This window comes from Saccharothrix sp. AJ9571, assembly GCF_021725495.1.
GTDB lineage: Bacteria > Actinomycetota > Actinomycetes > Mycobacteriales > Pseudonocardiaceae > Amycolatopsis > Amycolatopsis magusensis.
Genome location: NZ_CP091382.1, coordinates 2,171,115 through 2,184,540, shown reverse-complemented (window position 1 = coordinate 2,184,540; position 13,426 = coordinate 2,171,115). Strand labels below are relative to the sequence as shown.

Genomic DNA, 13,426 nt, shown 5'->3' with positions numbered 1-13,426 from the left:
CCAGCGCGGACAGCACCAGGCTGCCGTTGGGCGAACCCACGTCTTCGTTGCTCCTCAGCGCGCGTCGCCGGCATCGTCGCGGCCGATCACGTCGGGCGCCACCATCCGCTGGTCGGTGAACAGATCCTTGTCGTCGATGCCGAACTTGCGCACGTGCTCGGCGTCGTGCTCGCCGTCCTGGGTGGCCGCCTGCTCCAGGAAGCCGCGGCGCTTGTCGGTCTCGCCGCCCTGGCCGGACCGGCGCAGCGCCCGTGACTCCTCCTCCGGGAGGTCGCCCATCGGCACCTGGTTCGCCCGCGGGAACGCACCGGCGGAACCACCGCGGCCGACCCCGCGACCACGCCGGTCGCCGTCACCGGCCATCGCCCCGCCGACCGCACCGGCGCCGAGCGCCGCCGCGCCGGAGGCGAAGTCACCGACCCCGCCCGGCTTCGGCACCGCGGTGAACCCGCCGCCGACCGACTGCGGAGTGGGTGCCTGCGGGCCGGAACCGAAGACCTTGCCCTTGCCCAGCGGACCGTCCGCCGTGCCACCGCCCGGCGCACCACCCTTGCCGCCGACCAGGTTGTCCGCACCGCCACCACCACCGGCGAGGCCGCCGAGCTTGCCCGCGTACCCACCGGTCGACCCCGGCGCACCGGGGGCGCCCGGCGAGACGGGCGTGCCGATGCCGCCGGGGAACGGCTTGCCGCCGCTCTGCCCGCCGGGCGGGGTCTGGCCGATCCCGCCGGGCGTGTGCGGCACCCCCGGAGCACCGGGGACGCCGGGGTGCGTGGGGCTGGGGTGGTTCGGCGTGCCGTGCTGCGGTGGGCGGGCGGGCACGACCGGGCCACCGGACACCGGCGGAGCGGCCGCCGGGGGCGCGGCCGCGGGCGGGGTCGCCCCGCTCGGCGCGGTCGAAGAGTCCGGAATGGACACACCGGGGCGGCTGCCGCCCTGTGACTGCGCGGGAATGCCCATCGGCGGGGTGGGCGGGTCGAAGGAACCGGCGCCGGACTTCGTGGTCGGCATCGAGCCCTTGCCGCCGCTCGTGGGCGGGCAGTCGTCGATCGGCGAGCCACCGGCGTGCACGTTGGCGGCCTGGGTGCCGATGTCCAGCGGGCTGGGCCCGCCCGGCGCCCCGGCCAGGTTGAGCGCCTCGGGCGCGTTCAGCGCCTCGGTCCAGGACAGGTTGTCGCCGCTGGCCTTGGCGTAGTCGTTGAGCACGCCGACGGCCTGCTCCTTCGCCTCGCGGGAGGCCTTGACCGCCTTCGCGTGGTCGGTCTCGTAGCCGATCAGGCTCATCAGCCCGTCGCCGACCGAGTACCCGCCCGAACCGGCGCGGATCGCGCTCGACTCCGGCAGCTTGTGCAGGGTGCGGGTGAACGCCTCGCCCTGGGCGAAGATCAGTTCGGCGGACTGGGTGACCTTGTCCCCGGCGTCGCTGGAGAACCCGGCCTGCTCGACCAGCACCGCGCTGGCCCGGCCGCCGGCGCCGCTGGTCCAGGCCACGCCCAGCTTCGCCAGCTCCTCGCGCAGCGTCTTGTCGGTCTCGGCCAGCTCGGTGGCCACGGCCTTCATCGCGTCGACCGCCTCGCCGATGGCGCCGACCCCGGCGCCCGAGCGGAACTTGTCGATCTCGTCCGCGATGCCGTTGGGGGTGTACCCGTCGAATCGGTGGCCGCGGATCCGCTCCACCATCGCCGCAATGTCCACGATCTCTCCCCTAACCCCTGGATCCCAAGGTCCGAACCGCCAGCGTCGCGGCGTTGGCGGACATTTCGCACAGTTGCCGCTGGTCGAACGCGTCACGGGTGACCGGGTAGAGCTGCACCCGCAGCGTCTGCCCGGCGGCCACGCCGACCAGCGTCTCGCAGTCGCTCGGTGAGCTGCCGCGGCCGTGGTGGGCCAGCGCCGGATAGTCCCCGACCGCGATCGGCTCGGTGTTCTTGCTGCTCTTGCGCCGGTCACCGGAACGCCAGGCCTCGACATCGGCCTGGGTGATCGCCTCGACGTAGTAGGTGTAGTGCGGCTCGCCCTGGGCCACCGGCAGCGAGCAGGTCGGCCCTTCGCGCTGGTTGTCCGCGGGCAGCGGCTCCGGCTGCTCGGTGATCTTCAGTTCGTCCAGTTGCTGCTCGGTGAACAGCTTGCACGGGTCGACCCCGTCCAGCCGCAGTTCCGCCGGGCGCGCGGGCAAACCCGCCACCGCGGCCGCGGACGGCGGAGGCACGGGCGCCGGTTCGGGCGCGGACCCGCAGCCCGCCACCAACCCGGCGGCCAGGAACACGACAGGCCTAAGCCGGGTGGACACGCCGGTCCTCGAGGGCGCCCACGGTCGCTTCCTCGTTGCCCTGGTAGGTCTGCGAAGCGGTCCGGAGCTGGTCGGCCAGCGTGCGCAGACCGGACACGTAGGCGCGGACCTGCTTCTCGTACGAACCCTCGCCCGCGACCACGACCTCGTTCCACGCCTCCACGGCGTGCCTGCTCACGATGTCTTCCGACGGCGGATCGATCCACAGCTGGCCCAGGCGCTGCGCGAGCCGCTGCTCGAGCTGCTCGGCCTGGTCGTGGATGACCTTGGCCACCGCGTCCACCTGGCCGGGCTGGACCTGGAGGTCCTTCACCCCGGGCACCGACGGCACGGCCGCGGGCAGACCCGACGAGGATTGCCGGTAGACCGCCCCGGTCACCGACGGCTGGTTCTCTGACATCTGCGCACCCCACCTACTCCTCGCCTGTGCTGGCAGGCTACCAACGCACGGACAACGGCGGACCGCTCTTGGACGCGGAGAACCCGGTGGCGGTTCCCCCTCAGCCCGCCGGAACCGCGATCTCGCCGTGGACCGCGCGCAGCGCGATGTCGGTCCGGTGGTGCGAACCGGGCAGGTGGACCTTCCCGACCTTGGCGTAGACCTCGTCGCGCGCGGCGGCGAGGTCGGTGCCGATGCCGACCACCGACAGCACGCGGCCGCCGTGCGCGACCACGGCACCGTCGTCGCGGCGGCGGGTGCCGCCGTGCAGCACGCCGTCGGCCTCGGAGCCGGTGATCACGTCACCGGAGCGCGGCACGCCGGGGTAGCCGTCGGCGGCGATCACCACGGTGACCGCGGCGCCCGGCTCCCAGTCCAGCGGCGGGTGCTCGGCCAGCTCGCCGGTGGCCACCGCGTGCAGCAGCCCGCCCAGCGGGGTGTGCAGCAGGGCCAGCACCGCCTGGGTCTCCGGGTCGCCGAAGCGGCAGTTGAACTCGATCACCTGCGGACCGGCCGAGGTCAGCGCGAGCCCGGCGTAGAGCAGGCCGGAGAACGGGGTGTCCCGGTTCGCCAGCTCGTCGACCACCGGCTGCACCGCGTCGCGCACGATCTCGTCGACCAGGCCGGGCGGGGCCCAGGGCAGCGGGGCGTAGGCGCCCATGCCGCCGGTGTTCGGGCCCGCGTCGCCGTCGCCGACGCGCTTGAAGTCCTGCGCGGGCAGCAGCGGCACCACGGTCCGGCCGTCGACCAGGCAGAACAGCGACAGTTCCGGGCCGTCCAGGAAGGACTCCAGCAGCACCGGGTGGCCGCCGTCGAGCAGGGTCATCGCGTGGGCGCGGGCGCGGTCGAAGTCGCTGGTGACCACCACACCCTTGCCCGCGGCGAGGCCGTCGTCCTTGACCACCCAGGTCGGGCCGAAGCGGCCGAGCGCGGCGTCGAGGTGCGCGGGGTTGTCCACGACCTCGCTGTGCGCGGTCGGCACCCCGGCGGTCTTCATCACGTCCTTGGCGAAGGCCTTCGAGCCCTCGATCCGGGCGGCGGCGGCGGACGGGCCGAAGCACGGGACGCCGGCCCGGCGGACCGCGTCGGCGGCCCCGGCCACCAGCGGGACCTCGGGGCCGATCACCACCAGGTCCGCCTTCCAGCGGATGGCCAGCTCGGCGACCGCGGCGGCGTCGGAGACGTCGACGGCGAGCGGCTCGGCCAGCGCGGCGATGCCCGCGTTGCCGGGCGCGCAGGCGATCGCGGTCACCGCCGGATCGTGCGACACGGCCAGGACAAGGGCATGCTCACGGGCACCGGACCCGATTACCAGGACACGCACGGGACCAGGGTAGACGTGAGGCGTACCCGGGTCACCGCCGGGATTGCCAGGAGTGGGGCATTACTAGCGTTCAACGCTGTGAATGGGGCATTACTAGCGTTGAACAGAACTGTGCGCAGCTCCGTTGAGGGTGGTGGTGGGCGACGGGAAGGCGCTAGTAATGCCCCACTCATAGCATTCGGGTCAGCTGCCCAGGGCCTGCTTCGCGCCGGCGTGCAGCGGGACCGGGTCGGTGTGGCCGGCGTGCTCCTTGACGATCTGCTTCGCCGCCGGGTGCACCTGCTCCAGCTCCGCCTTCCGGTCGAAGATCAGCTTGGTCACCGCGCAGGCGTCCCCGGTGGGGAAGTCGTCGCGGACGACCAGCAGGTTCGGCACCACGATGGTCGGCACGTCCGCGGGCAGCTGGTAGGTGGCCGCCGGGATGGTCCCCGCTTCGTACACCGGGTTGATCTGCTGCAGCTTCGGCAGCAGCGGGGTGATGTCGATGAACTTCACGCCCGTGCCCATCGAGGTGGTCAGGTCGGTGATCTCGGGCGTCGGCAGCCCGCCGGACCACACCAGCCCGTCGATCGTGCCACCCTTCATGCCCTCGACCGACTTGCCCAGCGCCAGCCGCTGAGCCTGGATGTCGGCGTCCGGGTTCAGCCCGGCCGCGGTGAGCAGCCGGTTCGCGATCACCTCGGTGCCCGACTTCGGCGAGCCGGTGGAGATCCGCTTGCCGCGCATGTCCTCGACCGAGTTGATGCCCGCGTCCGCGCGCACCACCACCTGCGTCGAGTTCGGGTAGATCCGCGAGAGCGCCTGGATCTTCTGCGGTTTGCCGTCGAAGGCGCCCTTGCCGTTGACCGCGTCCGCCGCGGTGTCGGCCAGGGTGAAGGCCAGGTCGTACTCGCGGCCGGTGAGCTGCTGGATGTTCTGCACCGAGGCGCCGGTCTCCGCGGCGGTGGCCTTGAGCTTGGAGTTGTTGCTGAGCAGCTGCGCGATCCCGCCGCCCACCACGTAGTAGACGCCGCCGACGTTGCCGGTGGCGATGGTGATCCGGCCGTCGGCCGCCTCGCAGGCGACCTGACCGCCCTGCCCCTGCGCGGGTTCCGAGGTCTGCTTGCCCCCGCACGCGGTCGCCGAGAGCACGACGGCCAGCGCGCCTGCCAGCAAAAGCTTCGAACGCATGACTCTCTCTTCTCCTTAGACGGCTTCGCGGACGGGTTGCTTCTCACGCCAGACGAAGTGGGCGACCGCGGCGACCAGGCAGAGCCCGACGCCGACGGCGATCGCGATCGGTTCCAGGTAGAGCAGGCAGACCGCGGCGGGCACGCACAGCGCCCGCACCTGCCAGCGGACCGGGCCCGCCGCCCAGCCGCCGGTGACCACGGCGAGCACGGCCACCGCGAGCGCGGACACCACCGCCACCCACAGCACGGTCACGAAATCGGCCTGGAGCAGCAGGGCCGAACCGTTGTCGGTGAGCACGAAGGCGATCGGCACCAGGAAGGCGGGCAGGGTGTACTTCCACGCCTGCCACATCGTGCCGATCACCGAACCGCCGGTGATCGCGGCGGCGGCCACCGCGGCCAGCGCGGTCGGCGGGGTCACCTCGGACAGCACGGCGTAGTAGAAGATGAACATCGCGCGTTCGGCGTCCGCGACGCCGACGTCGGCCAGCGCCGGGCCGAGCACCACCCAGGCGATGATGAACGAGGCGGTCACCGGCACCGCGAGGCCGAGCACGCCGACCGCCACCGCGGAGAACAACACGGTGAGCACGAGCACCGCGGTCGGATCGCTCGAAATCGCTTGCGCCGCTTGGACGAGCGCGTCCGCGAGCACCTGGCCGAGGCCGGTCTTGGTGATCGTCGAGGTGATGATCCCGGCCGCCGCGCAGACCGCGATGACCGGCAGCGCGCCCCGCACGCCGAGCGCCAGCGCGACGCCCATGTCCTTCAGCCAGTCCCTGACCGGCTCACCCCGGGTCAGCCTGGCGATCAGCGCGAACAACGCCGCGACACCGGTGGCGTAGACGACCGCGGCGAACGGCGGGATGTCCAGTGCCAGGAAGACGACGATGATCGCCAGCGACAGGAAGTGGTACCCGCCGCGCAGCAGCAGCTTCCCGGCCTTCCCGTGCGCCATTTCGACGGCCTTGGCGCCGAACCGGCGGGCGTCGGCCTCCACCGCGAGCACGATGCCGAGGTAGTAGAGCAGCGTCGGCACGATCGCCCAGACCAGCACGGTCAGGTACTCGGTCTGCAGGTATTCGGCGATGATGAAGGCGGCGGCCCCCAGCGTCGGCGGCGACAGGATCGCGCCGATGCCCGAGGCGGCCAGCAGCCCGCCCGCGTTCTCCTTGGGGTAACCGGCTTTGCGCAGGATCGGCCAGGTGATCGAGCCGAGACTGACCGCGGTCGCGGTGCCGGAACCGGAAACCGTGCCGAGCAGGAATCCGGAGAGGACGGTGGTGCGCCCCGGCGCGGTGCGCGAGCGCTTGAACAGGGCGAAGCTGAACTCGACGAAGAACTGCCCGGCGCCCGAGGCGTTGAGCACCGCGCCGTAGATGGTGAACAGCACGATGTAGCTGGCGGCCACGTCCAGCGGGGTGCCGTAGAAGCCGCTCGCGTCGTTGTACAGCGCGTTGACGATCTGGCCGAAGTCGATGCCGGCGTGTGCGACGCCCCAGCTCTGCGGCAGGAAGCCGCCGTAGTAGGCGTAGGCCAGGAAGGCGACGCAGACCAGCGGCAGCACCAGCCCGGTGGTCCGCCTGGTCGCCTCCAGCACCAGCAGCAGGAGCAGCGCCCCGGCCACGATGTCCATTGTGGACAGGATGCCCTGGCGGTCGAGGAAGTCGTCGAAGCCGCCGCCGGGGATCGGCAGCACCGGGTACAGCCCGGTCAGCAGGGCGATCACCGCGAGCACCCAGTCGAGCACGCCGGGGTCGTCGGTCTCGCTGGTGTCCTTTCGCGACCGCGGCCGGTAGCAGAGGAACACCGCGGGCAGCGTGCAGCCGAGGAAGATCACCAGGTAGTACTGGACGCCCTGGGCGAACGGGAAGAACACCTGCTTGAGCACCAGCAGCGAGACGGCGAAGCAGACCACGCCGACGAGCAGGTCCGGCCGGCGCGAAAGCTGCCGCGCGGGCCGTTCCTCGTCTTGAACAGCGACCACATCCGCTGTTTCCGGTGCTTTCGTCGTTTCGGCCAAGGCACACTCCGCTCGCACGCCACCACGCTGAATGCACGCTACGGTGTCCCGGCTCACAGTTGAAGGGTTGATCCAGATCCCGTTAACCCGTAATCAACCGGCCGGACTTCCGGGGCGGTGAAGGTAGCGCCGACCCACACACGAGGAGGACGAAGATGGTGCGTAAGAGACTCGCCGTGCTGGCGCTGAGCGGGCTGGCCGTGCTCGGCCTCGCCGCCGTGCCCGCCGCGGCGCAGGCGGGCGAGGTGCGGACGGGCTTCGGCAAGGGGCACGATGAGCCGGTGATCGTCGGACACCGCGGTGCGCCGGGCTACCGGCCCGAGCACACGCTGGCCTCCTACGAACTGGCCTACCGCCAGGGCGTGGACTGGGTGGACGTCGACCTCGTGCCGACCAAGGACGGGCAGCTCGTGGCCCGGCACGAGAACGAGATCGGCGGCACCACGGACGTCGCCGCACACCCCGAGTTCGCCGGCCGCAAGACCACCAAGGTCATCGACGGCACCAGCTACACCGGCTGGTTCACCGAGGACTTCACCCTGGCCGAGCTGAAGACGCTGCGGGCCAAGGAGCGCATCCCGGACCTGCGGCCGAACAACAAGATCTACGACGGCCGCTTCCAGATCGCCACCTACCAGGAGGTGCTGGACCTGACCCGCGAGCTCGGCCGCGAGCTGCGCCGGGAGCTGGGCACCTACCCCGAGGTCAAGCACTCGACGTACTTCCGCAAGATCGGCAACCCGACCGAGCCGAAGCTGGTCGAGCTGATCAAGCGCAACGGGCTCAACCGCAAGAACGCGCCGGTGATCGTGCAGTCGTTCGAGGTGGGCAACCTCAAGGAGCTGAACAAGCAGCTCAAGGTGCGGCTGGTGCAGCTGACCTCGGCCACCGGGGCGCCCGCCGACTTCGTCGAGAGCGGCGACCCGCGCACCTACGCCGACCTGGTCACCCCGGCCGGGCTGAAGGAGATCGCCGGGTACGCCGACTCGCTCGGGCCGGAGAAGAACCAGGTGATCGGCCGGGACGCGGCGGGCAACCTCGGTTCGGCGACCTCACTGGTGGCCGACGCGCACAAGGCCGGGCTGCCGGTCGTGCCCTACACCTTCCGCAACGAGAACAACTTCCTGCCGCTGAACTTCCGCTCGTCGGCGAACCCGGCCGAGTGGGGCAACGCGTTCGGTGAGTTCGAAGCGTTCTTCAAGGCCGGGGTGGACGGCGTGTTCGCCGACCACCCCGACACCGCTATCGAGGCTGCTGGGTAAGGGTCAGCGCCCGGGCGCCCACGGCCAGGACGGCGAGGGCGCCCAGGGCGCCGACCCCGGCGAAGACGTAGAAGCCCCACGGGTAGGCGATCCCGGCGGACAGCAACGCGCCGCCGAGCAGTGGCCCGGTGATCGCGCCGAGCCTGCCGATCCCGGCGGTCCAGCCGAGCCCGGTCGCGCGGCCCTCGGCCGGGTAGGTCCTCCCGACGTAGGCGTAGACCAGCACCTGCGCGCTGAACACGAAGCACCCGGCGAGGAACACCGCCACGTAGAGCCCGACGGTCGGCAGCCGCACGCTCAGCAGCGCCAGGAACACCGCGCCCGCCGCGAACCACGCGATGGTCGACGGCCGCACCCCGGCGCGGTCCGCGACCCGCCCGGCGACGACGAGCCCGACGATCGCGCCGACGTTGAGGGTGAGCAGCAGGGACAGCGCGGCGCCGAGTTCGTACCCGGCCACGCGCATGATCTGCGGCAGCCAGGTGTTCAGCCCGTAGACCAGCAGCAGCCCCATGAAGGACGCGACCCAGAACGCCAGCGTGGCGCGCAGGAACCCGCCCTTGAACAACCCGGCGACGGCCTTCATGCCGACCTTTTCGGCCTTCTCGAAGACCTCCGACTCGGGCAGGTACTTGATCATCAGCGGCACCAGCACGAGCGCGGGTGCGGCGCCGATGACGAACATCCAGCGCCAGCCTGCCGCGGGCAGCACCGCGATGCCGAGCAACGCGGTGAGCACCGCGCCGACGTGGTAGCCGGTCATGATCGTGGTGGCCGCGCTGCCGACCTTGCCCTTCGAAAACTCGGTGACCAGCGTGATCGCCGTCGGCAGGCACCCGCCGAGCCCGAGCCCGGCGAGGAACCGCAGTATCCCGAACACCAGCACCGACGGCGCGAACGCGCACAGCAAGGTGAACAGGGAGAACCCGGCCACCGCCGCGATCAGCGCCTTGCGGCGGCCGATGGTGTCGGTGACCGTCCCGATCGCGAGCGCGCCGAGCATCATCCCGACCAGTCCGACGGTCGACACCGCGGAGCCGGTGGCGGGGGTGAACCCCCACACCCCGTCCTCCAGCAGCACGGGGATCACCGTGCCCAGCACCACCAGGTCGAACCCGTCGAGCAGGACCGCGGCCCAGCACAGGGGCAACACCGCCGAGGGCTTCACACCACACCTCCACCTTCCGGCGTCCCATCATGAGTGGCCAGCCCCACCCCACGAAGCCCCCATTCCACCCAATGAAACGCCCCCACGAGCCCCACGTCCAACAGCCGACCCCCACGTCCAAACAGCCGAGTTCCACGTTCAGGAAGCCGAAACCCACACCCGCGCAGCCGAACCCCACGTCCAAACAGCCGAGTCCCACATCCGGGTAGCCGAAACCCACACCCGCGCAGCCGAGTCCCACATCCGGGTAGCCGAGTCCCACGTTCAGGCAGCCGAGTTCCACGCTCGCGCAGCCGACCCCCACGCTCGCGCAGCCGACCCCCACGCTCGCGCAGCCGAACGCCGCATTCGGGCGCCTGAGTTGGAACGATCCAAGGGCCGGGTGGCGAGCGAGGGAAGCTGCCAGGCCAGCGCGCCCGGGCGAGTCCCACCTTCGGGAGGCCGAGTCCGAGCACCCGAACCCCAGCCGAAGCAGACCCGCGAACCTCCGAAGCCGAAGCAAGCGTCACCGACCCCGCCAAGCCGAAGCCCGAACGAGACCGCGCCCCTCCCAAACCGAAGCCAGCGACGTGAACCGACGAGACCGCCCAGTCCCTCCCTCACCCCGGTCCAAAGCCATCCCCGCCGTAGTCACACTAAAAAGCCGGGGTGGCCAAGAACCACTACAAGCTCCGAGTCAACTCACCCAGCAACCGCCAGGTCCGCAGCTGATCCGTCGTGCCCACCAGATCCGACTGCGTGACCACGACCTCCGTAGCCCCCGCTTCGAAGTACCGCCGGATCTCCGCCGCCACCAATTCCTCGTCGCCGACCACTGCCAGCTCAGCTGCCTTCGAGGCGCCGCTCAACGCCACGATCCGCTGGTACGAAGGGATCGTGTCGTAGAACCCGGTCTGCTCGGCGACGCGCCGACGGGCGGTTTCCAGGTCGTCCGTCACCACGGCGGGCAGCGCGGCGACGATCCGAGGCGCCGGGCGGCCCGCCGCGTCGGCCGCGGCCGTGATCGCCGGGACGATGTGGTTCGCCAGCGCCTTCGGGCCCGCGAGGAACGGGAGCGTGCCGTCGGCCAGTTCGCCGGCGGCTCGCAGCGCCTGCGGGCCCATCGCGGCGACCACCACCGGCACCGGGTTCGCGCCCGCCACCTTCGCCGGCATCGGTGGCTTCGCGGTGATCAGCTCACCCTCGAACGCCGTGGTGCCGGTCTCGAACACCGACCGCACCACCGTCAGGAACTCACGCAGCCGCGCGATCGGGCGGTCGTGGGGCGTGCCGAAGACCGGCTCGGCGAACTGCGCCGCCCCCAGCCCCAGTCCGAGGGTGAAGCGCCCGCCGGTGGCCGCCTGCGCGGTCTGCGCCTGCGACGCGACCAGCAGCGGGTGCCGCCCGGCGAGCGGCACCACGGACACGCCGACCGACACCTCCGGCACCGCGCGCCCGACCACCGTCGCCAGCGTGATCGCGTCGTAGCTGAAGACCTGGCCGAACCAGGCCGAACGCACCCCGGCGGCCGCCGCGCGGCGGGCCTGGCCGACGACGTCGTCCACGGCGTTGACCGCGCCGGCGGCCGGGGCGATGGCTGTTCCCAGTCTCATAACCGGCCCAACCTACGCCCGCGAGCCAGGATTCCCGGAGAACTAGAGGAACTGGTGGCGCACGATGGTCTGCTCACGGCCGGGGCCGACGCCGATCGCCGAGATCCGCGCCCCGGACAACTCCTCCAGCCGCTCCACGTACGCCCGCGCGTTCGCCGGCAGGTCCTCGAAGCTGCGGCACTCCGACAGGTCTTCCCACCAGCCGGGCAGCTCTTCGTAGATCGGCACGGCGTGGTGCACGTCGGTCTGCGTCATCGGCATGTCGTCGGTGCGCATGCCGTCCACCTCGTAGCCGACGCACACCGGCACCTTCTCCAGCCCGGAGAGAACGTCCAATTTGGTCAGGAAGTAGTCGGTGATCCCGTTGACCCGCACGGCGTAGCGCGCGATGACCGCGTCGAACCAGCCGGTGCGGCGCGACCGCCCGGTGGTCACGCCGAACTCGCCACCGGCCTTGCGCAGGTTCTCGCCCGCTTCGTCGTGCAGCTCGGTCGGGAACGGCCCGGAGCCCACGCGCGTGGTGTAGGCCTTGAGGATGCCGAGCACCGTGGTGATCCGGCCCGGCCCGATGCCGGACCCGGCGCTGGCGCCGCCCGAGGTCGGGTTCGACGAGGTGACGAACGGGTAGGTGCCGTGGTCGACGTCGAGCAGGGTGCCCTGCGACCCCTCCAGCAGCACGGTTTCCCCGCGCTCGAGGGCCTTGTTCAGCTCCAGGCGGGTGTCGGCGATGCGGTGCGCGAACTTCTCGCCCGCCGAGAGCACCTCGTCGGCCACCTGCTCGGGCTCGAGCGCCCGGCGGTTGTAGACCTTGACCAGCACCTGGTTCTTGAACTCCAGCGCCGCTTCCACCTTCTGGCGCAGGATCTTCTCGTCGAGCAGGTCCTGCACGCGGACGCCGACGCGGGCGATCTTGTCCTGGTAGCAGGGCCCGATGCCGCGGCCGGTGGTGCCGATCTTCTTCGCGCCGAGGTAACGCTCGGTGACCTTATCGATCGCCACGTGGTACGGCATGATCAGGTGCGCGTCGGCGGAGAGGAGCAGCCGCGAGGTGTCCACCCCGCGCGCTTCGAGCCCGGCGAGTTCGTCGAGCAGCACCCCGGGGTCGACCACCACGCCGTTGCCGATGACGTTGGTCACGCCGGGGGTGAGGATGCCGGACGGGATGAGGTGGAGCGCGAAGTCCTGGCCGTCCGGGAGCACCACGGTGTGCCCGGCGTTGTTACCACCCTGGTACCGGACGACCCACTGCACGCGGTCGCCGAGCAGGTCGGTGGCCTTTCCCTTGCCTTCGTCGCCCCATTGGGCACCGATGAGCACGATGGCCGGCATGTGACACTCCATGAGGTTTCGGCAACAAGGACTTGGCGCTGGTAAATGCCGGTGCATGACTGTAACGGAGGACCTGGGCGTGCGTGGAGTGGTGCTGGTTTGCGGGCCCGGCGCGCCGGATTTTCCGGCGATCGAGGGACTCACCACCGAGGCGTTGCCCGCCCGTCCCGGCAAGGCCGAGGTGGACCCGCTGCTGCCCGGATCCGGGCACCTGGTGGTCGCCGGGACCGACGCCGACCTGGCCGCGATCGTGTTGCGGCTGCTGCGAAAAGACCGCCTCGGCGCCACCACGGTCGGGTTCGTCCCGCTCGGCGGGGAGTCCGAGGTGGCGGGCCTGTGGGGGCTGCCGCGGGACCCGGCGACGGCCTTCCGGCTGGCCGTGCGCGGTGACGTCGACCCGGTCCCGCTGATCCGCGACGACGCGGGCGGCGTGCTGCTCGGCCGCGGCGAGATCGGCCCGGCGCAGGGCGTCGGTTACTGCGACGACCAGGTCGCGCTGCGTGGTCGCGCGCGGTCCATTGTGGTCACCCCGGACACCGAAGGCGGCGCCGGACTGGTCGTCCAGGTCACCAAGGGGCTGATCTTCCGGCGGCCGGTCACCTTCTACGGCCGCGCGTTCCAGCTCGGCTGCATCCCGGCGGTCCCGGTCTCCGACGGCGTGCCGTACCCGCGCGAGATGAAGCGCTGGACCTGGTACCGGCACACCGAGGACCTGCGGCTGGTGCGCGGCCTGGTCTGACGCCAGACGAAAGTGCCTACTGTTCACCCCGGGGCGTTGCTAGCTTCACCCTTGTGAGTCAAGGTCAGAAAGTTCCCAACAGCTGATC

General features: G+C 71.4%; 11 protein-coding genes. 2 read left to right on the top strand and 9 right to left on the bottom strand.

Features of this window, described 5'->3' with window-relative positions; genetic code table 11:
- Positions 1-54 precede the first annotated feature (54 nt).
- From L3Q67_RS09440 to L3Q67_RS09415, 6 genes are all read right to left on the bottom strand, one after another.
- Positions 55-1,695, bottom strand: coding sequence for a hypothetical protein (locus L3Q67_RS09440; RefSeq protein WP_499189160.1), 1,641 nt, complete (start codon positions 1,693-1,695; stop codon positions 55-57).
- Between the two features lie 10 nt (positions 1,696-1,705).
- Complete coding sequence (locus L3Q67_RS09435; protein ID WP_499189159.1) at positions 1,706-2,290, bottom strand: DUF3558 domain-containing protein; 585 nt, start codon at positions 2,288-2,290, stop codon at positions 1,706-1,708.
- A complete protein-coding gene (locus L3Q67_RS09430) occupies positions 2,274-2,690 on the bottom strand; it encodes a hypothetical protein (protein ID WP_499189158.1) in 417 nt (138 codons plus the stop codon). The genes L3Q67_RS09435 and L3Q67_RS09430 overlap by 17 nt, the downstream gene beginning before the upstream one ends.
- Before the next feature lie 100 nt (positions 2,691-2,790).
- Positions 2,791-4,053: a phosphoribosylamine--glycine ligase gene (gene purD / locus L3Q67_RS09425; RefSeq protein ID WP_499189157.1), complete on the bottom strand. Its 1,263-nt coding sequence runs from the start codon at positions 4,051-4,053 to the stop codon at positions 2,791-2,793.
- Between the two features lie 183 nt (positions 4,054-4,236).
- Positions 4,237-5,223, bottom strand: coding sequence for a TAXI family TRAP transporter solute-binding subunit (locus L3Q67_RS09420; RefSeq protein ID WP_499189156.1), 987 nt, complete (start codon positions 5,221-5,223; stop codon positions 4,237-4,239).
- A gap of 15 nt (positions 5,224-5,238) precedes the next feature.
- Positions 5,239-7,248: a TRAP transporter permease gene (locus tag L3Q67_RS09415; RefSeq protein ID WP_499189155.1), complete on the bottom strand. Its 2,010-nt coding sequence runs from the start codon at positions 7,246-7,248 to the stop codon at positions 5,239-5,241.
- Between the two features lie 155 nt (positions 7,249-7,403).
- Here L3Q67_RS09415 and L3Q67_RS09410 point away from each other — a divergent pair, with 155 nt between their 5' ends.
- Positions 7,404-8,510, top strand: a complete 1,107-nt coding sequence (locus L3Q67_RS09410; RefSeq protein ID WP_499189154.1) for a glycerophosphodiester phosphodiesterase — start codon at positions 7,404-7,406, stop codon at positions 8,508-8,510.
- Here L3Q67_RS09410 and L3Q67_RS09405 read toward each other — a convergent pair.
- From L3Q67_RS09405 to L3Q67_RS09395, 3 genes are all read right to left on the bottom strand, one after another.
- On the bottom strand, positions 8,491-9,678 hold the full coding sequence (locus tag L3Q67_RS09405; RefSeq protein WP_499189153.1) for an MFS transporter: 1,188 nt from the start codon (positions 9,676-9,678) through the stop codon (positions 8,491-8,493). The genes L3Q67_RS09410 and L3Q67_RS09405 overlap by 20 nt on opposite strands.
- A gap of 662 nt (positions 9,679-10,340) precedes the next feature.
- Positions 10,341-11,270 (bottom strand): LLM class oxidoreductase, encoded by a 930-nt coding sequence (locus tag L3Q67_RS09400; protein ID WP_499189152.1) that lies wholly within the window; start codon positions 11,268-11,270, stop codon positions 10,341-10,343.
- A gap of 42 nt (positions 11,271-11,312) precedes the next feature.
- Positions 11,313-12,599, bottom strand: coding sequence for an adenylosuccinate synthetase (locus L3Q67_RS09395; protein WP_499189151.1), 1,287 nt, complete (start codon positions 12,597-12,599; stop codon positions 11,313-11,315).
- A gap of 55 nt (positions 12,600-12,654) precedes the next feature.
- Here L3Q67_RS09395 and L3Q67_RS09390 point away from each other — a divergent pair, with 55 nt between their 5' ends.
- The gene (locus tag L3Q67_RS09390; RefSeq protein WP_499189150.1) at positions 12,655-13,338 is read left to right on the top strand and encodes a hypothetical protein; all 684 of its coding nucleotides are present in this window, start codon (positions 12,655-12,657) and stop codon (positions 13,336-13,338) included.
- Positions 13,339-13,426: the final 88 nt, after the last annotated feature.

Excerpts from the sequence above, each read along its gene's own strand:
- L3Q67_RS09430 (WP_499189158.1), bottom strand. The coding sequence starts at position 2,690 with ATGTCAGAGAACCAGCCGTCGGTGACCGGGGCGGTCTACCGGCAATCC.
- L3Q67_RS09420 (WP_499189156.1), bottom strand. The coding sequence starts at position 5,223 with ATGCGTTCGAAGCTTTTGCTGGCAGGCGCGCTGGCCGTCGTGCTCTCG.
- L3Q67_RS09410 (WP_499189154.1), top strand. The coding sequence starts at position 7,404 with ATGGTGCGTAAGAGACTCGCCGTGCTGGCGCTGAGCGGGCTGGCCGTG.
- L3Q67_RS09400 (WP_499189152.1), bottom strand. The coding sequence starts at position 11,270 with ATGAGACTGGGAACAGCCATCGCCCCGGCCGCCGGCGCGGTCAACGCC.
- L3Q67_RS09395 (WP_499189151.1), bottom strand. The coding sequence starts at position 12,599 with ATGCCGGCCATCGTGCTCATCGGTGCCCAATGGGGCGACGAAGGCAAG.
- L3Q67_RS09390 (WP_499189150.1), top strand. The coding sequence starts at position 12,655 with ATGACTGTAACGGAGGACCTGGGCGTGCGTGGAGTGGTGCTGGTTTGC.